This window comes from Leptothoe sp. ISB3NOV94-8A, assembly GCF_043421595.1.
GTDB classification, from domain to species: domain Bacteria; phylum Cyanobacteriota; class Cyanobacteriia; order Phormidesmidales; family Phormidesmidaceae; genus Leptothoe; species Leptothoe turfae.
In genome coordinates, this window is sequence record NZ_JAXSQW010000001.1 from 2,498,210 (window position 1) to 2,518,820 (window position 20,611).

At 47.4% G+C, this 20,611-nt stretch carries 17 protein-coding genes and 1 pseudogene; 7 read left to right on the forward strand and 11 right to left on the reverse strand.

Features of this window, described 5'->3' with window-relative positions; genetic code table 11:
* Positions 1 to 93: 93 nt before the first annotated feature.
* Positions 94 to 318: a hypothetical protein gene (locus SPB21_RS10845; RefSeq protein ID WP_499866541.1), complete on the reverse strand. Its 225-nt coding sequence runs from the start codon at positions 316 to 318 to the stop codon at positions 94 to 96.
* Between the two features lie 1,014 nt (positions 319 to 1,332).
* Here SPB21_RS10845 and SPB21_RS10850 point away from each other — a divergent pair.
* Together SPB21_RS10850 and SPB21_RS10855 are read left to right on the forward strand one after the other, a co-directional pair.
* Entirely contained in the window at positions 1,333 to 1,719 is a 387-nt protein-coding gene (locus SPB21_RS10850; RefSeq protein ID WP_499866542.1) for a RidA family protein, read from the forward strand.
* An 809-nt stretch (positions 1,720 to 2,528) separates the two neighbouring features.
* Positions 2,529 to 3,083: a histidine phosphatase family protein gene (locus SPB21_RS10855; protein WP_499866543.1), complete on the forward strand. Its 555-nt coding sequence runs from the start codon at positions 2,529 to 2,531 to the stop codon at positions 3,081 to 3,083.
* Between the two features lie 193 nt (positions 3,084 to 3,276).
* Here the strand turns inward: SPB21_RS10855 and SPB21_RS10860 are convergent.
* The 6 genes and pseudogenes from SPB21_RS10860 to SPB21_RS10885 all read right to left on the reverse strand — a co-directional run.
* Positions 3,277 to 3,447, reverse strand: a pseudogene (locus SPB21_RS10860) (transposase); the annotation flags it as partial.
* 15 nt (positions 3,448 to 3,462) lie between these two features.
* Positions 3,463 to 4,275: an ABC transporter permease gene (locus SPB21_RS10865; RefSeq protein ID WP_250564963.1), complete on the reverse strand. Its 813-nt coding sequence runs from the start codon at positions 4,273 to 4,275 to the stop codon at positions 3,463 to 3,465.
* Positions 4,272 to 5,129, reverse strand: a complete 858-nt coding sequence (locus SPB21_RS10870; protein WP_499866544.1) for an ABC transporter permease — start codon at positions 5,127 to 5,129, stop codon at positions 4,272 to 4,274. The genes SPB21_RS10865 and SPB21_RS10870 overlap by 4 nt, the downstream gene beginning before the upstream one ends.
* A 129-nt stretch (positions 5,130 to 5,258) precedes the next feature.
* Positions 5,259 to 6,569 carry an ABC transporter substrate-binding protein gene (locus SPB21_RS10875; RefSeq protein WP_163665019.1) on the reverse strand — a complete coding sequence of 437 codons (1,311 nt, stop codon included), beginning with the start codon at positions 6,567 to 6,569 and terminating at the stop codon, positions 5,259 to 5,261.
* Between the two features lie 67 nt (positions 6,570 to 6,636).
* On the reverse strand, positions 6,637 to 7,827 hold the full coding sequence (locus SPB21_RS10880; protein ID WP_499866545.1) for an ABC transporter ATP-binding protein: 1,191 nt from the start codon (positions 7,825 to 7,827) through the stop codon (positions 6,637 to 6,639).
* Between the two features lie 188 nt (positions 7,828 to 8,015).
* Positions 8,016 to 9,335 carry a Zn-dependent hydrolase gene (locus SPB21_RS10885; RefSeq protein ID WP_499866546.1) on the reverse strand — a complete coding sequence of 440 codons (1,320 nt, stop codon included), beginning with the start codon at positions 9,333 to 9,335 and terminating at the stop codon, positions 8,016 to 8,018.
* A 270-nt stretch (positions 9,336 to 9,605) separates the two neighbouring features.
* Here SPB21_RS10885 and SPB21_RS10890 point away from each other — a divergent pair, with 270 nt between their 5' ends.
* Positions 9,606 to 10,001: an allophanate hydrolase-related protein gene (locus tag SPB21_RS10890; RefSeq protein ID WP_163699650.1), complete on the forward strand. Its 396-nt coding sequence runs from the start codon at positions 9,606 to 9,608 to the stop codon at positions 9,999 to 10,001.
* A 359-nt stretch (positions 10,002 to 10,360) separates the two neighbouring features.
* Positions 10,361 to 10,765 carry a hypothetical protein gene (locus SPB21_RS10895; protein ID WP_163699648.1) on the forward strand — a complete coding sequence of 135 codons (405 nt, stop codon included), beginning with the start codon at positions 10,361 to 10,363 and terminating at the stop codon, positions 10,763 to 10,765.
* 98 nt (positions 10,766 to 10,863) lie between these two features.
* On the opposite strand, the gene SPB21_RS10900 is transcribed toward SPB21_RS10895, so the two are convergent.
* On the reverse strand, positions 10,864 to 12,009 hold the full coding sequence (locus tag SPB21_RS10900; protein WP_163699646.1) for a PEP-CTERM sorting domain-containing protein: 1,146 nt from the start codon (positions 12,007 to 12,009) through the stop codon (positions 10,864 to 10,866).
* A 269-nt stretch (positions 12,010 to 12,278) separates the two neighbouring features.
* Here SPB21_RS10900 and SPB21_RS10905 point away from each other — a divergent pair, with 269 nt between their 5' ends.
* Both SPB21_RS10905 and SPB21_RS10910 read left to right on the forward strand, forming a co-directional pair.
* Complete coding sequence (locus SPB21_RS10905) at positions 12,279 to 12,605, forward strand: hypothetical protein (protein ID WP_499866547.1); 327 nt, start codon at positions 12,279 to 12,281, stop codon at positions 12,603 to 12,605.
* A 111-nt stretch (positions 12,606 to 12,716) separates the two neighbouring features.
* Complete coding sequence (locus SPB21_RS10910) at positions 12,717 to 13,046, forward strand: hypothetical protein (protein WP_163666463.1); 330 nt, start codon at positions 12,717 to 12,719, stop codon at positions 13,044 to 13,046.
* Between the two features lie 83 nt (positions 13,047 to 13,129).
* Here SPB21_RS10910 and SPB21_RS10915 read toward each other — a convergent pair whose 3' ends face one another.
* Both SPB21_RS10915 and SPB21_RS10920 read right to left on the reverse strand, forming a co-directional pair.
* The gene (locus tag SPB21_RS10915) at positions 13,130 to 14,812 is read right to left on the reverse strand and encodes a multicopper oxidase family protein (protein WP_499866548.1); all 1,683 of its coding nucleotides are present in this window, start codon (positions 14,810 to 14,812) and stop codon (positions 13,130 to 13,132) included.
* Between the two features lie 203 nt (positions 14,813 to 15,015).
* Positions 15,016 to 17,439 carry a PAS domain S-box protein gene (locus tag SPB21_RS10920; protein WP_499866549.1) on the reverse strand — a complete coding sequence of 808 codons (2,424 nt, stop codon included), beginning with the start codon at positions 17,437 to 17,439 and terminating at the stop codon, positions 15,016 to 15,018.
* 453 nt (positions 17,440 to 17,892) lie between these two features.
* Between SPB21_RS10920 and rph the strand changes: the two genes are divergently transcribed.
* Positions 17,893 to 18,615, forward strand: coding sequence for a ribonuclease PH (rph, locus tag SPB21_RS10925; protein ID WP_163666459.1), 723 nt, complete (start codon positions 17,893 to 17,895; stop codon positions 18,613 to 18,615).
* 47 nt (positions 18,616 to 18,662) lie between these two features.
* Here the strand turns inward: rph and SPB21_RS10930 are convergent, their stop codons facing one another.
* Positions 18,663 to 19,883 (reverse strand): MFS transporter, encoded by a 1,221-nt coding sequence (locus SPB21_RS10930; RefSeq protein ID WP_163666457.1) that lies wholly within the window; start codon positions 19,881 to 19,883, stop codon positions 18,663 to 18,665.
* Between the last annotated feature and the right edge of the window lie 728 nt (positions 19,884 to 20,611).

The window sequence follows — 20,611 nt, forward strand, 5'->3', positions numbered from 1 at the left end:
AAATATTGGTAAAAAAGGTGGTTGTATTCGGTAATGCTGACGGCGTAAAATCTACCCTCAACAGACCCATCGCCGCCCTAGAGAGAGGGTTGATTACTCAACGTATACTTCTTCTTCAAGTATCAGCTCTTCTTCCAGGATTACTGCTTCTTCAATGATTTCCTCTTCATAGATTTCCTCTTCTTCGACATATTCTTCCAGGATTACTGCTTCTTCAATGATTTCCTCTTCATAGATTTCCTCTTCTTCGACATATTCTTCCAGGATTACCTCTTCTTCAATGATTTCTACCTGAGCAGTGGCAGGCGAAACTGCCAATCCCAATGTCAAAAATAATGTACACAATATGTACTTCATAGACCTTCTTTTAGATGTTGTGTTGCACAAAACTCAATGCCTTGTTGACAAAGTCATTTATAAGATTGCCCCAACCTTTCTACAGGCTAACGGTACAGTTGAGCTATAAATAATACTTCTGGAGAATAAGATCGCTTCACCCCACCCTAATTCTTTGGGTATATGCGGGGTACCCTGATGCTCTTAAATAAATAGTTGATACATATCTTGGCCAGAGCATGCACCAACTATGGCTTAGTCGCAAATGCGATTCCCTGATTATTCATTAATGCATCAGGGTTTAGTGGATTAAGGCTAACTCTAATTTAGTGCAAAAACTTGGTGTTTCATATGGATCTTCCTTTGGAGTGTGAGCACATCAATGTTTGTTGAAAACACGGTCACATCAATATCACAGCATATTGAATATTAGCTCACTCAACCCTATTAGATCTGAACAAACCTGAACTTTTACCTGCATGAGCCTGAACTTTTCGTTAGCACAGAGAGTCACATAAAGTTATCACCCGCTAATGTGTGCCATTGAACTATTAGCGGGTTTCCTGTTTGGGCTACTACCAGCGGTACGGGGCTAAACCTGTTATTAAAGCCGCTACAGAGAAGGTAACGGTCACCAGCACGGTTACGAGCACTAGCTCGGCTAACCTCCCTCAATACCATCCATTGAGCATTCTTTTGCAACTTTTAAAGACATTCGGTAGTCAATTTCATGTATTACACAAGATAAAAGGGGGACTACCGGACTCTATCTAAATGCACTTTTTCATATCCCTTGGCTGGTAATGGCTGAGGGATTTTTTTTCAAAAAAAGAACGCCCTAACGGATAAGGGCGTTGTGTGCTAGCGCATACTTCATACTTCATTAGCATTCCCAGGCTGATGGAAGGCTATCGTGGTAGGGGTAGGGGGTGAATGCTTATAGGCTTGGATTGAAGGACTTATTCCACCCTTCCCTTTAGTTCCGAGAGGTAAAACATGAAAAAGCCGATTATTCCAAAAGAGTTCTCTCATTATTACAACGACTGGCACTTCGCACCTGCTGTCGAAATTGACAAGTTCGTATTCTTTTCAGGTGCTACAGGAACACGTCCTGATCGTAGTATCTCAAGCGACCCAGAGGCGCAGTTCCGAGAGGCTTTTGAAACGGTTCTACTATACTTGACAGAAGCCACGCTTTCTTTCGATGATGTTGTAGAAATGACAACCTACCATGTTTCTCTACGTAAATATTTTGACACCTTTACGAAGGTCAAGGATGAGTATGTGAAAGATCCTTATCCTGCTTGGTCAGCTATTGGTGTTTCCGAACTCATCACTGAAGGTGCATTAGTGGAGATTCGTGTCATCGCTTACCGCTCATAGTCCCCTGGTTAGCGAACTATGATAAACGCTGCCCTCCAATAGGGTAGCGTGTTGAAAACCTGGTTGAAAAGGATGTAGCAGCTAAAAATGATTCCAAGTAAATATGCAGGCAGCAGCAAAACGCCAACAGTAAGTAGCCACCACAGACGTCTTTCAAATCTCGAACCAACCGCTGCCGCTCTCCCCTGCCATCATGAAAGTTGGCTAGAAAGGGGTTTTACGGCGTAATCTTCAAAACTCAAATCGCATTACTAACGTCAGTAACGTGTTCAAACGGCTTACTATATTGGCTGTTGATCGTGCTGCTGGCGTTACTCAAATTATCTCGAAGCCGGTTCTTGAGAGGGCGATTTCACATCACTTGTGCGGTGCTCCTAAGATAACTTAGCTGGCCAATAAAGCCTCAAGAAGAGGAGTGAAATCAACACTAAAATAGCTGACTTAACCGATGGTGGAGTGGATTCCTCCGTCAATACAATAATCCCGAATCCAAGACTACCCGCTGCACATATCAACTTTAAAAAAGTCATTCTTGACCTCATTAACTAGCCCTTGCAGTCTACCCCCTCGCAAATTCCAAGATCGAGCAATGATCTGAATGAATTCTGTATGCATAGTATTGAATTACTGGCATGGGGTTTGACTAGGTCACTATGGTAGGTTGGCCGATGGCTGCCTAATTTAGTAAATCAGGGGATTGGGCAAAACACTTCTAGATAATGTCCTTGTAGGTGTGTTATCCAGAAGCTTTCCGCATGCATAATAGTTAGCTAGCACATCTTTGATAGTGAACTTTTGAATCCTAAGCAATGAGCACAACTATCACCTTGATTAGGCATGGGAAACCAGCAATTACACCACAAGGATGGATCAATAGCTCCGATTTATCACAGGTCATTGGTCATTATCAATCAGCCAGAATTGCAAGTGATTCTTTCCCTCCAGAAGCTATTCAAGCGCTAGTTCAATCAGCAAAGCTAGTGTTCACGAGCGATCTTCCTCGTTCTATACACTCTGCTCAAATCCTTGAACCTACCATTCTCCCTATTAGGAATCCTATCTTTCGTGAAGTAGACTTTTGGCTTGAGTGTCCGCTCAATATTCGGTTACCATTTCATATGTGGCTTTTTCTTGATAGGTTGCTATTGAGTTTAGGTTATTCTCAATCTCAGACCCATAACAAAGAACGAGTTAGAAAAGCCACTGAATTATTAGAACAAAAATCTTATGAGACTGGGTCTGTAGTCCTGGTGGGTCATGGCATCACAAACTTATTTATTGCTAGAGAGTTAAAAAAGCGAGGATGGCATGGTCCCCAAATGCCAAAACTGGAACACTGGGGATGTACAACTTATAGCCGTTGAGTTATCTGCTGAATATTTTAAGCTAGTGGCATGTACGTGATATTGCTTAGAACGCAACTATGCACCATCATGTCATCTAATCAGAATAGAGAGACTCTCATTTGTGATGAGTCTCCAAATAACTCCAGGCCTGCTCCGACCACTTGAAGTGTTGTTAGGCTGCGCATTTCACAATCTAAGCAACGTGAGTTCAGAGGACTTTATCCAGAAGGGACATTAAGCGATTGGTCATGTTTTTCCGTCGTCTGGCAATCAAGGTAAACCCTTGCTGACAGAGGGTTTCAAATAATGCCTGAGACACATAGCCTTTATCACCAAAAAGTTTCCCCATGAGCTGTTTGGCCATCTCCGGGACGGGTTTTCGGCTAAGCTACTCATTTCACTCTGACAGACGTTGCTTTGACAAACGTCTATAGAGCACATAGGCCACTATAATTAAGCTAAACGAAAACAGAGTGGTCAACGTGCCCAATGCATAGAGTGCCGGGGACGTAACATTAGTCGTCATACCAAAGATTTCCAAGGGCAATGTATTGTACTGTCCAGACACCAACGATGTACGCGTAAATTCATCGTATGAAAGGGTGAAGGTTAATAAACTCACCCCGATGAGGCTAGGGGCAATCAGCGGTAAGACAATTTCCAAAAATGTTTTAGCATCGCTGGCCCCTAGATCTCGGGCCGCTTCTTCATAGGACGGATTAAACCGATTAAAGATACCCAACATAATCAAAAATGCAATGGGCAAGGTCCAGGTCAGGTGAGCTCCCAAACCTGAGCTATACCATCTGGTGGGCCACTCCATGACTTGGAACATGACGCCCAGCCCCAGGGAAACCAAAATGCTGGGTACAATTAGGCTGGCAATACTCAAGTAAAACAGTATAGTTGCACCCCGAAACCGTTGTCGGAAGGCCATAGCTGCGGAAATGGCCATACTAGCCACTAAGGCGGTTACCAAACCGCCCAGCACTAGCGATCGCTTAAATGGCTCCACAAAGTTACCCACTCGCTGCTCTTGGAAAACCTGCCCAAGCCAGTAGAAGCCAAAGCTGCGGACAGGAAAGGTGAGTGTCCCATCTGGCCCTTGGAGGGACAAGATAAAGATGGTAATCATCGGGCCATAAAGAAAGAGAACAAACAGCCCAAAAAATGCAGCTAGCAGATAAAAAGAGAGAGAGCGTTTTTTCATAATTCCTTTCTAATATCCACAAGGCGCAAAATCGAAATGACCACTAGTAACGTCACGGCCAATAGCACAATGGCATTGGCGGCTGCTAGGGGATATTGCAAACTGCCAATCTGAGTTTGAATCAGCTTGCCAATGGAAGCTGCCTGCCCCCCACCCATCAGCCGCACCGTGACAAACTCCCCCATCACCAGCGTGACGATAAAAATCGAACCAATGGCAATGCCCGGTGCTGATAGGGGAAAAATCACTTCCCTAAAAACCTCAACCCCCGATGCACCCATATCTTCTGCAGCGGTGATTAGGGTGCGGTCGATGCGCATCAGGCTATTGAAAATAGGGGCAATCATAAAAATCACATAGAGGTGCACCATGCCCAGCACCACCGCAAAGTCTGAGTATAGTAAAAACTCCAGCGGCTCCTGGGTGATGCCTGCCCCTAGAAGTAATTGGTTAACCAGCCCCTCTCTTCCTAGCAGCGGTAACCAGGAAATCATACGAATGATATTCGAGGTCCAAAACGGGATGGTACAGACCAAAAACAACAATACCTGCCAGCGCAGCTTGGGTACGTGAAATGACAGGAAGTAGGCGACGGGGTAGGCGATGAGCAGGGTAAACAGCCAAGTGAGCCCAACAAATTTAAAGGTGTTGAGATAGGTTTTAAGGGTGACATCGGAAGTAAAAATGCCGATGTAATTATCCAGGGTAAAGGCGGGGGTCATGGAGTAGCCATTAAACTCCCAGAAACTGACCACCGCAATGAGTAGTATGGGGAAAATTAAGAATAGCCCCAGCGCTAGCGCCTGGGGCGTTGCGAGGAAATAGGGTTTTAGGTTAGTCCAGGCTTTAGCCATGGGTCTATAGGGCCTTGAATAAAAGGTTGGCTGGCAGACGTTGGCCCTCATCCCCTACCCCCTTCTCCCTGGGGAGAAGGGGAACTAAAAGTCCCTCTCCCTGGGGAGAGGGATTTAGGGTGAGGGCGACTACGACGCAATAAACTCGTTCCACTTTTGAACGAGGTAAGTGTTCTCTTCCATGGTGGAGTTCCAGCAGACGATGTTGCCAAAGCGATCCTTGAAGGCACCACCGTCACGAACAGCCCCAGCCTTGGCTAGGGTTTTCTCAAAGGGGTCTACCATATCCACAGCGGCGGGCTTACCCTCGTACCAGAAGTCCCACTCCTCAGCAGACATATACTTCTTAGCGTTTTCTGGTGCAGCGCTATAGTAACCCTGACGACCTAAGAAGGCACCAACCCAGCCCTCTAGCATCCAATTCATATACTCGTAGGCCGCATCTAGCTGGATGCCACTGAGGTTCTTGGAAAGGCCAACGCCACCACCCCAGCCGCGATAGCCTTCTTTAAGGGGGGCGTAGATGCACTCAATGCCTTTCGCCTGCACCGCAGTCACCGCAGGAGACCACATGGATTGTAGTACAACTTCACCCGAGGACATCAGGTTTACTGACTCATCAAAGGTCTTCCAGAAGGCACGGAACTGCCCCTTGGCCTTTTGTTCTTTGAGGATATCGGTAATCTGATCAATTTCTGCTTTGGTCATGTTGCCCTTGTCACCAAAGGTCATCAGACCCAGGGCTTCAGCCACCATGGCCGCATCCATGATGCCGATCTGAGGAATATCCAGAATGGAGGTCTTGCCCTTGAATTCCTCGTTAAAGAGTTCTCCCCAGCTTTCAATGTTACGACCCACAAGATCAGGACGATAGCCCAGGGTGTCAGCATTGTACTGGAAGGGAATCAGGGTGGCAAAATCTGTGGGCGTGGCTGAGAATTCTTTGGAATCTGCCCCAGTCAGATACATCACTCTGTAAGGAGCCGTACCCTGGGACGTTTCCACCGGCATGCCTTCAAATTTGCCACTGGTGAAGAAGGGAACGATCTTATCCCAATCTTTGATTTTAGAGACGGCAATGGGTTGCAGGTTGCCGGAGGGAACCACTAGGGGCAAACTAAAGTATTCGCCGTCAAAGATGTCATACTGGTCGGGCTGGGTGATGGCAATTTGGTTGTTTTCTTCAGTACTCAAAGCCCGCATTTCTAGCTTAAAGCCCAGGTCCTCTTGGGCCTTATCGCGGATTTCGTTGATCTGGGAAACGCCAGTACCGATGAGGCGCAGGGTGACGTCTTTAGTTTGATTTGTGTTGACTTCAGGGCCGGGAGCCGGATTGTTAGGGGTGCCTTCTGGTGCAGAGGACGCGCATCGTGTGGTCGCGACGGCAGCCCCAGCGGCCAAACCAGTGTAAAGTAGCTTACGACGAGTGATTTTAGTCATAGATTAGTCCTAGAAACAAATTCATGTGAGTTCTGTGACTTCGATTAGATCAGCGATGAATGCCCATCTAATTAGCTAGGAAAACACAGTCGTTGGCCGACCATTTGAGTGAAACAGTCTGGCCTTCTTGCAGGGCAAGGTTGTGGAAGTCTACTGTCCGTAGGGTATGCAGTAGAGTTTGACCCGTGGCGATTGCCATGAGGGTGACACGGGTGACGAAACCAGTCATTTCCACCTGGATGATGCGGGCGGTCAGCGTATTAGTAGGAAGAGTTTTAGAATTAGTAGGAGAATCTGGCTTCCCTAGGGTGAGAAGATCAGGGCGCACAGAACATGCAGCGTTAGCACCAGGCTGACTGCTGTGACCAATGGCGTGCAGTAAGCCTATGCCCTCAACATCAAGGCGAATGAGATCCTTACCATTGGCCTGGGCAGTGGAGGTTAAGACCTTACCGGAGAAAATATTGTTGTCGCCGATAAATCGAGCAACAAACCGAGACGCGGGCTGATTAAACAGCTCAGTCGGTGTGGCCACTTGATCAATATGACCATGGTTCATCACCACAATTTGATCCGATAGGGAAAAGGCTTCTTCAACATGGTGAGTTACCTGAATAAATGTGAGACCGAACTGTTTTTGAATATTACGGAGTTCTCCTCGCATCCGCACTCGGAGGTTTTCATCCAAGGCACTGAGGGGCTCATCTAGCATCAATACCTGGGGTCGGGTGACCAAGGCCCGTGCCAGGGCAATGCGTTGCTGCTGTCCACCACTTAGCTGATGAGGCTTGCGTTTAGCGGTATTACTGAGACCAACCAACTCTAAAATTTCTGCCACACGTTCCCGTCGCTCTGTCAGAGGAACACGCTGCATTTTGAGGCCAAACTCAACGTTTTGCCAGACAGTCTTATGGGGAAATAAGGCATAGTTTTGGAACATCATGGCGGTGTTCCGTTTTGCGGCTGGCAAATCATTGACACAGCGATCTCCAATCAAGACCTGGCCACTGGTGACTGACTCATGGCCTGAAATCATCCTCAGGGCAGTGGTTTTACCGCATCCGCTGGGTCCTAGCAAACAGCAATAAATGCCTGCTGGGATATCCAGGGTCATGTTTTCAATGGCGATGACATTGCCATATTTTTTGGTGACGGAGCGCAGTGAAACACCTGCTGCAGCTTCAGTCGATACTATGGTGGGTTTGGGAGGCTGCTCTTGAGGGGCTATCGGGGAGGGCCGATCAGCGCTAACCGCCATGGGGGATGTCTCCTATAGGGATGAGAAGGGTGCGAAATTGAAGCTAAATGTTTAATCTGAATACAACTATGGGCCGTGAAGGTTAGTAATAACTGTTACCAGTGAACATGGGACAACAGTGAATGTAACTTAGGAGACAGCTGGGTAAAAACGTACCAATAGCTGCCTTCAGAAGGTGGAAAGTTCCATTAAACTTTAGATTCTGTTCTAATGGCTGGAGGATATTCTGGGCAACGATAATGTTGATCTAACTTCAACAAAGTATGTAATAAAATATTTGCCCCTTGAATGCAATGTTCAGGCGTTGTGTACTCGGTTTCAGAATGGCTGATGCCGTTCTGGCTGGGGACAAAAATCATACCCATATCGGTAATGCTAGCGATAATTTGGGCATCGTGGCTGGCGCGGCTGGGCAATGATTGAGCCGGTAGCCGTAGTTCATCGCACACCTGGGCAATGGCATTGTAAATGTGGGAATTAACGGGAACGGGTTCGTTGCGGAGTTGTGGCTTGATGTGAATTTGGGTTTGGGTTTGGGTGGCGATCGCATCCATTGCTTCCTCCAACTCTGCCACCATGGCATCCAACCGTTGATTCGACAGATCCCGAATATCCAGGGTCATTTCCACCCGACCCGGTATAGTATTCGCCACATTGGGTGATAGCTGCATGGCACCGACCGTAGCTACCTGTTCACCGTAGCCATCACCGGTTTTATTACCGAGGCGATTCACCGCCAAAATAATTTGGGAGGCGGCCACCAACGCATCTTGGCGCATGGGCATTGGCGTTGTCCCCGCATGGCTAGCGGTGCCATCAATCGTAATCAAATAACGACGCTGACCCACAATGCCAGTGACTAAACCCATGGAATTGCCAGCAGCCTCCAGCACGGGTCCCTGTTCAACATGAAGCTCTACAAATGCAGCCAGACCATCCGTATCGCGTTTGGCTGAGGGCAGTTGTGCCCAGTCTCCACCAATAAAATTCACCCCCATATCAATGGGTTCATAGTGGGGATGCTCATAAAAGCTCGGCTCCAGATTGGCTTTACCCGCCATGGCCTTACTCCCAATCATGGTGCGTTCTTCATCGGCAAAGACGATCACTTCGATGGGATGATCGGGACGAATGCCCTGGTCATACAGAGTGCGAGCAACTTCTACACCCGCCAGTACGCCGTAGGTGCCATCGTAAATACCGGCATTGGGCACCGTATCCAGATGGGAGCCCGTTGCCAGAGCCGGGGCTTGAGGAAAACGGCCTGCGTAGCGACCAATTATATTGCCTGCCGCATCAATGGTGACGGTCATGCCTGCCGCTTCCATCCAGCTGCGGACTAGTTGTCGGCATTCACGGTCCTCTGGGCTAAAGGCAAGTCGCCGTACCCCACCATTGGGTAAGGCTCCAATGGCTCCTACATCGGTCATCATTTGCATGAGGCGCTCCCCATTGACCGTCAGTGTATCGGCAGGTGCGATGTGAGTAGATGCAATGATGTTCAACATAAGTGGTGTGTCCAGCCAAATAAACTCGACAAGCTAGTAGCAGTGAGTGATCACCCCAACCTTAACTTGTTTAAATTATTTTTATTTTATAAATGCTTATGTCAGGTATCTGTAACGCCAGTTACCCCGAGATGATGGTGGCCCCACCCAGTACAGGTTGAGAAATTGATTAGAGCACTTCACCCACCATGGGGTTTTCCTTGAAATGAAACCCTATGGGGTTTAATAAAACAGCTAACACTGTGGTCACAATTTAAGGAGAGAGCATCTATGGCTGATAGCGAAACTAAAGTCGTATTTATTTGTGGTTCAGCCCTACGGGGACAGCCGGATCATGGCAATCTTCAAGCTGCCACCTTTGTAGGAGAGGCGAAAACGACAGCCAGCTATCGACTGCATTCTATCAAAGATGGATGGCATCCAGGCATCTATGCCGTGGACTCGGGAGGCATTTCGATTCCCGGTGAACTGTACGAATTAACGGCGGAGCAATATGACTATCTGGTGTCTACGGAGCCGCCGAACATGTATCCGGCAGAGGTGAGTTTGGAGGGTGGAGGACGTGCGATCGCAATGCTATACCCCCAAGCTCTTATCGAAGAAAACAACTGGCCCGACATCTCTCACCACGGCAGCTGGACTGCATACAAAGCCTCTCAACCGTAATCGGAAGGTGGGGGGTGCCCACGCCATTCAAAGCCATCTAAAAACAGATCTCTCGTAGAAGAAACATGAGCAAAGTACTCATCAAAGGTGGCCGTATCGTCACCGCCGTTGACGACTACTCCTGGTAGACTACTCTCTCTTTGAGGGCCGTGAAGTGCAGGGCAAAGTGAAAAAAGTCTTTTTAAGAGGAGAGATGATCGTTGATGGAGATGATTGGCTGGGGAAAGCTGGTATGGGACAGTATCTTAGCCGTGCCGCCTCAGGTCGATTTTTATAAAACCTGCCAGGCAGGTTTTATAAAAATAAAGGCGGATAAGTACACGGTGTAATTTCTACAATCGTTCTGGTCACAAGGGCTTATGGAGACTCCTAAGGAAATCGCATTGCATGTCATGGAAAAGGATGACAACCATAGTGACGGGAAACTTCAATCCATTAGACATCTGATGATGTGTGCGCGCATGACCCAGGAAGGGGTCTTCCAACGTGAGCGTGAAATTAGCTTTTACGAACACAGAAAGCTGTTAAATCAACAATTAATTGAGTCTGACAACGAAGCGCTGATCCTCTTAAACGCAAAAACTATTGTTTCTCAGGTCCTATATGAGACTGATATTCCATCGAAAAATGATGTACAAGCTGTGGAAACCTACAAAAAGGTAGTGGATGAATATTCCCACTATCTAAAGGTGTTATCTCTAAGTGACCCGCTAACTCCTGAGACCCCAGTAGATAGGGGCAGACGTTCTTCAGGCGGCTTCTAGCTAACAAATATAAGAAAATATAAGAAAAGGGCGCACAGTCTGTGCGCCCCCAAAGAAGTTTTTGTAATTGGTATATCCGCCCTGATTGTAAAACTTGATTAAGCAACCGTTTTCCTACGGTTCCGCTTAGCCATCCAGGCAGCAGTCCCTAAGAAACCTAGAACAATTGACGGCTCTGGCACATCCTGCACATCGCTATCATCAACTGTGGCCAATAGCTGTGGAGTACTTGATGATACAGAGGTCGTGGGTGAAGACGTTACACCAGTTAGTGTGGCCGTTGAAGTTGACTTTGTGGCAGTCCAGTTTTCGGTCGCGGTGACCTCTTCCTTAGTGGCCTCTTCCTCGGTGGCATAAGCTCTAGTAAAAAGCTGCTCTTCCTGACCATCCGTTGTTGCCCTGGCACTCAGTGTGCCCCCAGTGACATCAAACGATATGTCATCCGCTGAACCATTGGGATTGAAGCTTAGAAACTCAGTGTTGGCGGCAAAAGTAGTGTTGACCGTTGCCAGACTCAAGGTTTCTAAGGATGGATTGATCTGCTGCACAAGTAATGCAGCCTGGCGGAGACCACGGATAGCATTGCTGGTGTCTTCACTAAATTCAATTGCAGAATTAGCGAGCAAATCACCCGTAACGGTAACCAATTCGCTGAGCACAACACCGATGCCATAGCTAACATTCCCCGTTAGGCTACAGTCAGCTAACAAACAGCTACTGGCTACCTTCTCTGAATAACCATTAATGAGCACAGAATTGGCCTGATTGTCGTAGGTGATATTAAACGGGCTAGGATTCTTGGGGTTACCCGCTACGTCAAAAGATTCAGACTTGAGGATGCCTTTGCCAGTAAATTGAGTGATGGTAAAGAGATCATCAATGGACTGTAGAGCTTGCTCAGATGTCAGTTCAAAGTCACCCAGCAAAGAGTCCAGTGTGGCTTCGTAGGAATTACCTAGTGCCGCACCGATAAAGTCATAGCCAAGCTCGATCTCACCATCGGTAAATTGATCGGGGTCATCTAAAACGATGAAACTGCCTGTAACATCATCTGCATCAATATTAAAACTGTCTGGTAAGGTAACGCCCGCCCATGTGAGCCCTGCTAAAAATGGGCTAACTCCTACGTCGGCAGATGTATCTAGCTGAAAATTAAAGGATAGGGTGCTTGCATGGGCAGGTGCACCAGCTATTAGGCCTATGGCTGAAAGGGTGGCTCCAGCAGTAATGATTATCTTATTCAAAGTGCTCACGTCTCCACGTAAAAGCAGATTACGGTTTCCAGGTGTCCCCATATTCGCCTTTAGCGTAACTAAATTACTTTGAAGTTATTTAGAAGTTATTCCTGGTTTTTCCTGAAGCTTTAGTTAAACGACGACTGTTACTGTTCGTTACAGTTGCAGTTCATTACATATTTTTCGCTTTGACACAGCACTCGCTGTTCGTAACCTCCCGCCATTCCTAAAGGATTGCGATAGGCTTGGAGCATGTTCATATGTGGGAGGTCAGTTTGATGGCTCGATTTGCAATGGCAGCCCTATTGACGGCTGTATCTGTAACTGGTTTGACCGGGTTAGCGTTAGCAGAAGATGTGACACGTCAGCCTGAGACGATGCCGGTGGTGGCTCAACTTCAACTTCGCGATCGCACCGTAACGATCACCTCCCACCCCAAGGGATACCTTTACTCAGTCGCTGACGAGTCAGGTGCCGTTCTAAACGCTGCATTAACCGAACAAGAAATTGCCGAGCAATATCCTGATCTCTTCGATCTGTTGCAGCCTGCCGTAGCCGATGATGGCAATGCTGAACTGATGATGCTCGCGCCCATCGTCCAATAACCTTCTAAGCAAGCGTAAGCTTTGTAACAAGATGCCGTGGGGGATAAAAACACTGCATAAGATCGAGGCATGATGGCTAAGCCCAGCTGTTTCTGTATCCGGTGAACGGCCATGGTGAAAAAACTCGTTCTTCTCTGTTTAATCGGAATTGTGGGAGTAGCTGTGTTTTTGGGTCCCCAGTGGGCCTTCGCTTCGCCTGACGCCACACTGACAACACACTGGATCGCTCAAATGGAAACATCTTCTGCCAACGTTCCCCAAGAACAACCCAGTCAAAAGAATACTAATCAACAAGACACGCAGCCTGCTGCTGAGAAAACACCCCCTAAACAGACAACAACTGAGCAGCAATCGTCTGAGCGCTCTCAGTCTAAACCGTTTAACCCCTACGATATGAAGGCACTTAAACGATTTGATGCCGGTGACCATCGAGCTAAATAGATAGATCGAATATTGCAAGATAGTCACAAGTTGTTTGGGGTAGGCACGAGGCACTACCCCTACGAGTATTTATCAATTACCCCTTATCCACAGGTGGCTGCGCCACCATTGTCCATCTCGACGACACATTCAGGGGGGGGCACACATTGTGGAGCATCAAAGTTAGCTGGCGCTGGTAATGGCTTGGCGGGCTCGGCACAGGGTTCACAGCCGTTGCTTCCCACCTGAAACTGAGTCATCATGTCATGATCTTCATGCACCAGATTGTGGCAATGGATCATGTATTTGCCTTCGTGGGGGCCAAAGCGACCAATCATTTCCACCGTTTCAAAGTCATTGACAAAGAATGTGTCTTTTTGCCCCTGCTCATAGGGGGCAACCGGAGTACGGCTGCGGCTCAGTAAACGGAAGTGACCCAAATGAATATGGATGGGATGGACCCAACCCCCGGTTGCGGTGAATCGCCAAATTTCCGTGGCACAGGGGTCAACAAAGGCATCGACTCGATGGGGGTCCCAGGCTTTACCGTTAATCAACCAGCGACCAGCTCGATCAAATCGGAAGTTCCGTTCCGCTTTCACTTCGGATAATAGGGTTGCCATGGGGGTCAATGTTGTCAGCCGCTCTGGTAATGGAGGATTGTCTTGGGCTCCTCCACTCACCTGGAAGCACATGATCTGAGTGCTGCGCAGGTTACCGTCTATGTTGCCAAAGAAAATTGGGTTGACTAGCAGTACCTCTTTACCTGCATAGTCGGCAAAATCAATCACAAACTCATACCGTTCAGCCACCCCTACCCGCAGGTTATCCGTGGTAACGGGGGCACTCAATAAGCCGGAGTCACTGGCAATCACCTGTAACATCACGGGCTCCAGGGAACCATCGCTATGTTTGACCCGAGCCTCTAAACTTAAGGTGCGTGATGGGCCGCCATTTAAGACTCGAAACCGGTATTTACGATTTTTCACCGCTAGCCTGGGCCAGGGTACGCCGTTAACCAGAACAACATCGTCATAAATGCCTCGATGGGCTCTGTCGTTGAATACAAGCTCACCCTCGGGGGTCAGACGCTTATCTTGAATAATTAGGGGAATGTCATAGTCTCCTTGGGGGAGCAGTTGTTGGTCATCCGGATTACAGAAGTCTTGGGCGTCGTACTCAACAATGTACATGCCGGCTAAACCCATGTAGACATTGCGGGCCGTGTGCTCAATAACGTGATCGTGATACCAGAATGTAGCGGCTCTATCGTTAGGGTAATAATAGTCTTTATAGTGCTGGGTTGGAATAATATCTTCGGCATACCCATCGTATTGAGGTAACGATGCTACACCGTGTAGATGAATGACGGTGCTGATGCCCCTGCCCTGATCATCATTGCCCAGCTGATTAACAAAACGTACTACAGCCCCCGTATCTTGGCGTTGTCGAATCAGTGGCCCTGGCACTTGCCCGTTATAGGTCCACATGGTGGTTGGTTTACCGGGTAAAATCTCCACCTGGGATTTTTGCATGGTGATGGTATAGCCATCTAAGCCAGATGTGACTGACTTAGACGGCAGCACCTGCATAGGTTCAAAAGGACGATCAAAAAGAGGAAGATCAGGACTAAAACGAGGAGTGATGAAAGGTCCTGGCGGTTCTCCCATGCCATGGGGGACACAGTCTCCAGCAGCGGCCAGGGCATAGCCGCCTCGACCCCAAGCAAATAAGCTGCCAGCACCCAGTAGTCCTAGTCGCAACGCATCCCGTCGTGTGAAGTCCATCTGACCCTCCACTGTATTTCTAAATTTGTTTCTATAGGGGATAAAAATTAACCCTGAGCCAAAACCAAACCACATCTAGACTTGTAGTTTTCATTTACAAAAAACTACAGGTCTAGAGATGGTTTGCTGTCTTATATGCCTGTTTTAACCGCTTATGGGCACAATGGCGTAGAAAAATTGAGAAAACTCAATCTTTAGCGGTATCACTCCGTTACAGAGGTCGGTAGAGTCAGCGTAAATTCTGTACCTTGATTAGGGGCAGAGTTAACCGTAATTTGCCCGCCGTGGGTTTCGACAACAATTTGTTGCACAATGGCTAGCCCCAGGCCGGTTCCTTTGCCAATCTCTTTTGTAGTATAGAGGTGATCAAAAATCTGCGACTTAATGTCCTCAGGCATGCCTGCGCCATTATCAATAAAATGGATGATGATTTTCCCCTGGTTGAATTCGGTCTTAATGGTGATCTGGTTAGGGGTGGTTTCCAGGGCTGCGTAATCTTGGTATTGGCTTTTTTCGTCTAGTGCGTCAATGGCATTGGCCAAAAGGTTCATAAAGACCTGGTTTAACTGCCCTGGAAAGCAAGTGATTTCAGGACAGGTACCGTAATGCTTATGCACCTGAATGGCTGGCCGTTGTTTATTAGCCTTCAGGCGGTGTTTGAGAATTAGTAGGGTACTATCCAGGCCCTCGTGTAAATTAAAGGCGACCTTGGTTTCTTTATCGGCACGGGCAAATGAGCGCAGACTAACACTAATGTTACGAATGCGATCGCATCCCGTTTCCATCGATGTCAGCATTTTAGGAACATCCTCTAATAGGTAATCCAGTTCAACGGCGGCAGCATGGGCAACTATTTTCTCCGTAGGGGCCTGTTGACGATAGAGGGTTAGATGTTCCATCAGATCCGATAGCGCGCGTTTGAGCTCAGTAACATTGCCACCGACAAAACCAACTGGATTATTGATTTCATGGGCAACACCTGCCACTAAATTGCCGAGGGCGGACATTTTTTCCTGTTGAATCAGCCGTAGCTGAGTGTTTTGCAGCTGTCTGAGCGCCTGTTCCAATTCTTGATTCTGTTGATTTATTTTGACTTCAGCCGCTTTGCGCTCGGTAATATCGATTGCCCGTGCAAAATTGTACTGTTCGCCTTCAAACTCTAAAAAGTTAGCAACAACTTCCACTGGAAATATATGCCCATCCTTCGTTTGGTGAAACGTTTCCAACCGTTGGTAATGACGCTCTTTGAGGGCTTGCCAATGGGCAGGCCATTCACGTTGAGAAAATGTGGGGGTAATATCCCACACCGACATGGTGGTTAATTCTGCTTGAGAGTAGCCCAATTTTTGACAGGCCGCTTTGTTGACCGAGAGAAAATGTCCATCCTTATTCACCCAAAAGCAGCTGGTAGCAGTATGATCAATGGCAAACTTGGCCAGGCTCAGTGCTTTTTCAGTGGCTTTACGCTCACTGATATCCTGAATTAGACCTAAGGTATAGATCGCATGCTCCCCCTGCAGTTTGACCAAATAGACGGTTGTCTCTGCCCAAAAATAGGTGCGATCTTTACGTAGATATCGCTTTTCCAGGGTGAAACTATCTACCTCCCCGCTATACAGACGTTCCATCGCTTGACGAGACGCTTGGATATCCTCTGGATAGGTGAGATCACCAAATGTCATCTGCAATAACTCTTCTCGGCTATAGCCGATCATTTGGCAAAAGAGTGTATTGACATTCGTAAATTTTTGAGTGGTCATGTTGGCTTCAGCAAAGCCCACAGCCGCTTGCTCAAATGCTGCCTGGGTACGGGCCTGACTTAACTGAAGTTCAGCTTCAACCCGTTTGCGATCGCTAATGTCACGAAACACAACAACACTGCATTCTCGTTCTGCAAAAGAAAGATAGTTAACCGTGATTTCAGCTGAATAAACCCGCCCACTCTTGGTGAGGTGTTGAGATTCAAGAGAAACGCTTTGTTTCTGTTTAATGGTGTTCCAAAGCTTTTTCCAATGCTTCAGCGAGAAATTAATGTCAATATCGGGTACTGATAAGGTTGTGAATTCTTCAGATGAGTACTCCAGGATGTTGCAAGCCGCTGTGTTAGCGTAGAAACATTTAGCATCTTCATCCAGCCAAACGATGCCGTTGGCTGCATTATCAACTGAAAACTGAGTCAGCAGAAGTTTGTTATTGAGTTTAGTCAGTTCTTCTGTTTTTTTCTGTTCTAATTCATAGAGCTGATTAACATGCCTTAGTTGTAAATGAGTGGCAACCCTGGCTAATAATTCCGGTTCTTGAAATGGTTTACTAATAAAGTCAACTGCTCCCACTGAAAAGCCTTTGACAATACTTTCAGTATCTGATAGGGCCGTAATAAAAATAACGGGAATGTGGGATGTACTGGGATTGGCTTTAATTTGTTGACAAGTCTCGAAGCCGTCAAGTCCTGGCATTTCAATATCCAGCAGGATCAGGTCTGGCACAAAAGACCGTAAACGGTGGATAGCCCGCTCGCCACTAATGGATGCTGCTACCGTATACCCAGCTGAAGCTAAGACCTCTGTGAGTACCTCTAAGTTCTCAGGTCTATCGTCAACAGTTAGGATTTTACCACTATCCAACATGGGTGATTTCGATAGCTCTGTGGGCCTGTCATACGGTTTTATTACACATTGGGTACTAGCAGTTTTACTGCAAAGCACTCATTTTTCAATAGTTCCCTATCGCAAATATAATCATCACCTCAATGTGGTTTGACAGCCAAGAGGTTCTTAAGGGGGGATTGCCTATTTGCAATAGGCAGCAGATTTAAAGCCCAATCACTTAGAAAACATAGATGTTTAATGGGCTTTAGCAGAGGGGGCAATGCCGACATGTTTCTATTAAGACGATGATCTGAGGTAGTTAGGTTCCATCGCTCTATATTTTTCAGGTAATTAGCGAACAAATCTGATAATTCTTTGATAAAAGTATTTTTGTAAGGACATCTAAGCAAACCCTAAAAAAACTGGTGGTAAGTCCTCAACACTCCGGCAGACTAGGTATGTTGGAAAATAGTTATACAGAGCATTGACACTATGGTTTGGCAGCGTCCTGATGGTCGGCAACCGAATGAACTGCGTCCAGTTAAGTTCGAGCGACGTTTTACCCGTTATGCGGCTGGGTCAGTCTTAGCCCACTGCGGCAATACTCAAGTGCTATGTACGGTGTCAGCGTCTGAAGACGTGCCTCGCTGGCTGAAGGACTCAGGGCAAGGTTGGCTCACGGCAGAATATCGGATGTTGCCCAGTGCCACCCACACCCGGACAAGGCGAGAGCTGATGAAACTATCGGGTCGTACCCAAGAGATTCAGCGGCTGATCGGTCGCAGTTTGCGGGCTGCCCTAGACTTAGAAGCGTTAGGGGAAATAACGCTGACGGTAGATGCGGATGTGATCCAAGCTGATGGCGGTACTCGCACGACGGCGATCACGGGGGCTTATGTGGCCTTAGAAGATGCGATCGCCACACTCATGGCCAAAAACACCCTGCAAAGCTCACCTTTAAAGCATCAGATTGCCGCTGTTTCTGTCGGTCTGTTAGAAGGCGATGCGTTTCTCGACCTCAATTATCCAGAAGATGTTGCAGCCGACATTGATTTTAATGTGGTGCTCAATGGGGAATTGGGGTATATCGAAGTGCAGGGAACTGCTGAGGCTGAAAGCTTTAATCGTCAACAGCTAAATCAGATGCTGGATTATGCAGAAGTGGGCATTAAGCAGCTGATGGTGCTGCAAAAAGAAGCGCTATTGCAAGATTAATTTAATCGGCGGATGGGCAATGCCCATCCGCTGGTTCTATTCATTGATCACACTGCCGGGGCTTTATTGTCTGGCAAATTTAGGGAAAACGCAAAGATTGCGATCGCTATAGTTAACCCACCTGCCACCAAAAAAGGCATGCCATACCCAAAGGTGACCAGTACGCCGGAAACAGCCGGGCCGATGGCATTGGCCATGCTCAGGTAAGAAGAATTGGTACCGAGGGCTTCACCCTGTTCATCTTTAGACGTGCGTAGCGACAGGAGTGAATCGATCAGCGGCATCGGAAATGCATTGACAATACCAAAGAAGAATAGCAATACCCAGAACGCTTCAATGGTGGGGAACGACGGATAAAGAATCAGCAAAATTCCCCGCATAATCAGGGCAGTCACCAGCAGTGTGACAAGATTCATCCGTTTCCGCAGAGGCCCTAATAAGAACACCTGGGATAAAAACGCTAGAACGCCAAAGAATACAAACGCAAATGCCAGATTCTTGGTATCTTGCCCCAGCACCGTTAAGAAGAAGGGCTGAAACGCAAAGGTAAATACGGTGAATGTGGCCCCATTGAGAAAGGTCATCAGGAAAATGCGACCGACCAACGGTTTGCGGAAGGAGGTGGCCAGGCGGCCAAAACCAAAGTCATTTAGGGACAGGTTGAGTTTGCGATCGCACTCTGACGATGGCCGTGTTTCCGGCAATACCGCAAAACAGAGAATCGCTGCCACCAGGGCCATCAGGGCTGACACCATAAAACTCATACCCAAAGGCGTGATACCCGGTATCGGGGGTAAAGTCTGGGCAAAATAGGCCAGTGGCGGCCCCACGACAAACCCCAGTCGAAATATGCCGCCAAAAATTCCAAAAGCTTGGGTCCGCTGCTCCGGGGTCGTAATATCGCTGACCACCGCCTGGGCTACAGAATTATTACCCCCTGTTAGACCATCCAGCATCCTGGCCAGATACAGCCACCAGGCAAAGGGACTGACCGCCGCCAGCAGGTTAGCCACCACCGTGCCCAATAAGCTAATTACCAACAACGGCTTACGCCCAATGCGATCCGATAGCCGCCCCAGAATCGGGGTACCCAAAAACTGGGACAAGGAAAACGCCGTGGTCAGAAGACTCGCCGCCAGATCACTGAGACCAAACTCTTTAGCATAGGGGTACAGCGTTGGAATAATGATGGTAAAACTGACGGAGTTAATGAATGCCACCAACGTGACAATCCAAAACTGCAGCGGCAGGCGCGACTTGGCAGCCATAAAAGCAAAGACGTAAAGTTTTGTAACCTTGTTAGAATATCAGGATGCCTGGTTAAGCGCTAATCAGGAATTGTTTTGAGTTACTAGTTTTTAGTTCTTAGTTAGTTAAGTTAGACACGTTAAGTCATTAACAAACTATGGGAGACAATGCCTCAAAACAAAGAATGAGCAGCCAAGAACTAAGAACCAGGAACCAATAACCATCCAATAATTTAGTTGACGGTCTAAAAAAGAGTAAGCTAGAATCTCGTCATTGAGTTTTTCACAAACTTTTTTTGTCATGAACGCAGTCAAGCAGCTATCACTACACAGTCTAACTAGCCTCGGTGGGCTAGGACTGCTGCTGCGCCTGGCGCATACTAACTAGATTTCACCCCAATCCATACGATAGGCAGGCTTTTTCTAACCCATCCATTACCCAACGTTTCTGATATACGAGAATCTTTGAGTTTTGGATGTCATACCTGAAATCATAGGACGATCATTTCACCCAGGTTCTTCCACTTTTGGAAGAGCCCCATTGCTGAAATGAAAGCGTTCTCTTAGGTTGTCTCCCTAGCCTGCCTATCTCCAAAATCTCCCACGTCTATCGATACCCTATCCCCTCATGGGAGGGGCTCCGGGGTGGGTTTCCCTTGCGCAATTTTTCGAGCTCTCAACATCAATCCTTCTGCTTTTTAAAGGAATTGTTGTGGCTTGAGAGGTTTAAGTCTTTTTGCCTGTAAACA

What these genes read in the sequence shown, in the direction of transcription:
- SPB21_RS10850 (WP_499866542.1), top strand. Translation starts at nt 1,333, where the DNA reads ATGAAAAAGCCGATTATTCCAAAAGAGTTCTCTCATTATTACAACGAC.
- SPB21_RS10855 (WP_499866543.1), top strand. Translation starts at nt 2,529, where the DNA reads ATGAGCACAACTATCACCTTGATTAGGCATGGGAAACCAGCAATTACA.
- SPB21_RS10865 (WP_250564963.1), bottom strand. Translation starts at nt 4,275, where the DNA reads ATGAAAAAACGCTCTCTCTCTTTTTATCTGCTAGCTGCATTTTTTGGG.
- SPB21_RS10870 (WP_499866544.1), bottom strand. Translation starts at nt 5,129, where the DNA reads ATGGCTAAAGCCTGGACTAACCTAAAACCCTATTTCCTCGCAACGCCC.
- SPB21_RS10875 (WP_163665019.1), bottom strand. Translation starts at nt 6,569, where the DNA reads ATGACTAAAATCACTCGTCGTAAGCTACTTTACACTGGTTTGGCCGCT.
- SPB21_RS10880 (WP_499866545.1), bottom strand. Translation starts at nt 7,827, where the DNA reads ATGGCGGTTAGCGCTGATCGGCCCTCCCCGATAGCCCCTCAAGAGCAG.
- SPB21_RS10885 (WP_499866546.1), bottom strand. Translation starts at nt 9,335, where the DNA reads ATGTTGAACATCATTGCATCTACTCACATCGCACCTGCCGATACACTG.
- SPB21_RS10890 (WP_163699650.1), top strand. Translation starts at nt 9,606, where the DNA reads ATGGCTGATAGCGAAACTAAAGTCGTATTTATTTGTGGTTCAGCCCTA.
- SPB21_RS10895 (WP_163699648.1), top strand. Translation starts at nt 10,361, where the DNA reads ATGGAGACTCCTAAGGAAATCGCATTGCATGTCATGGAAAAGGATGAC.
- SPB21_RS10905 (WP_499866547.1), top strand. Translation starts at nt 12,279, where the DNA reads ATGGCTCGATTTGCAATGGCAGCCCTATTGACGGCTGTATCTGTAACT.
- SPB21_RS10910 (WP_163666463.1), top strand. Translation starts at nt 12,717, where the DNA reads ATGGTGAAAAAACTCGTTCTTCTCTGTTTAATCGGAATTGTGGGAGTA.
- SPB21_RS10915 (WP_499866548.1), bottom strand. Translation starts at nt 14,812, where the DNA reads ATGGACTTCACACGACGGGATGCGTTGCGACTAGGACTACTGGGTGCT.
- SPB21_RS10920 (WP_499866549.1), bottom strand. Translation starts at nt 17,439, where the DNA reads ATGTTGGATAGTGGTAAAATCCTAACTGTTGACGATAGACCTGAGAAC.
- rph (WP_163666459.1), top strand. Translation starts at nt 17,893, where the DNA reads ATGGTTTGGCAGCGTCCTGATGGTCGGCAACCGAATGAACTGCGTCCA.
- SPB21_RS10930 (WP_163666457.1), bottom strand. Translation starts at nt 19,883, where the DNA reads ATGGCTGCCAAGTCGCGCCTGCCGCTGCAGTTTTGGATTGTCACGTTG.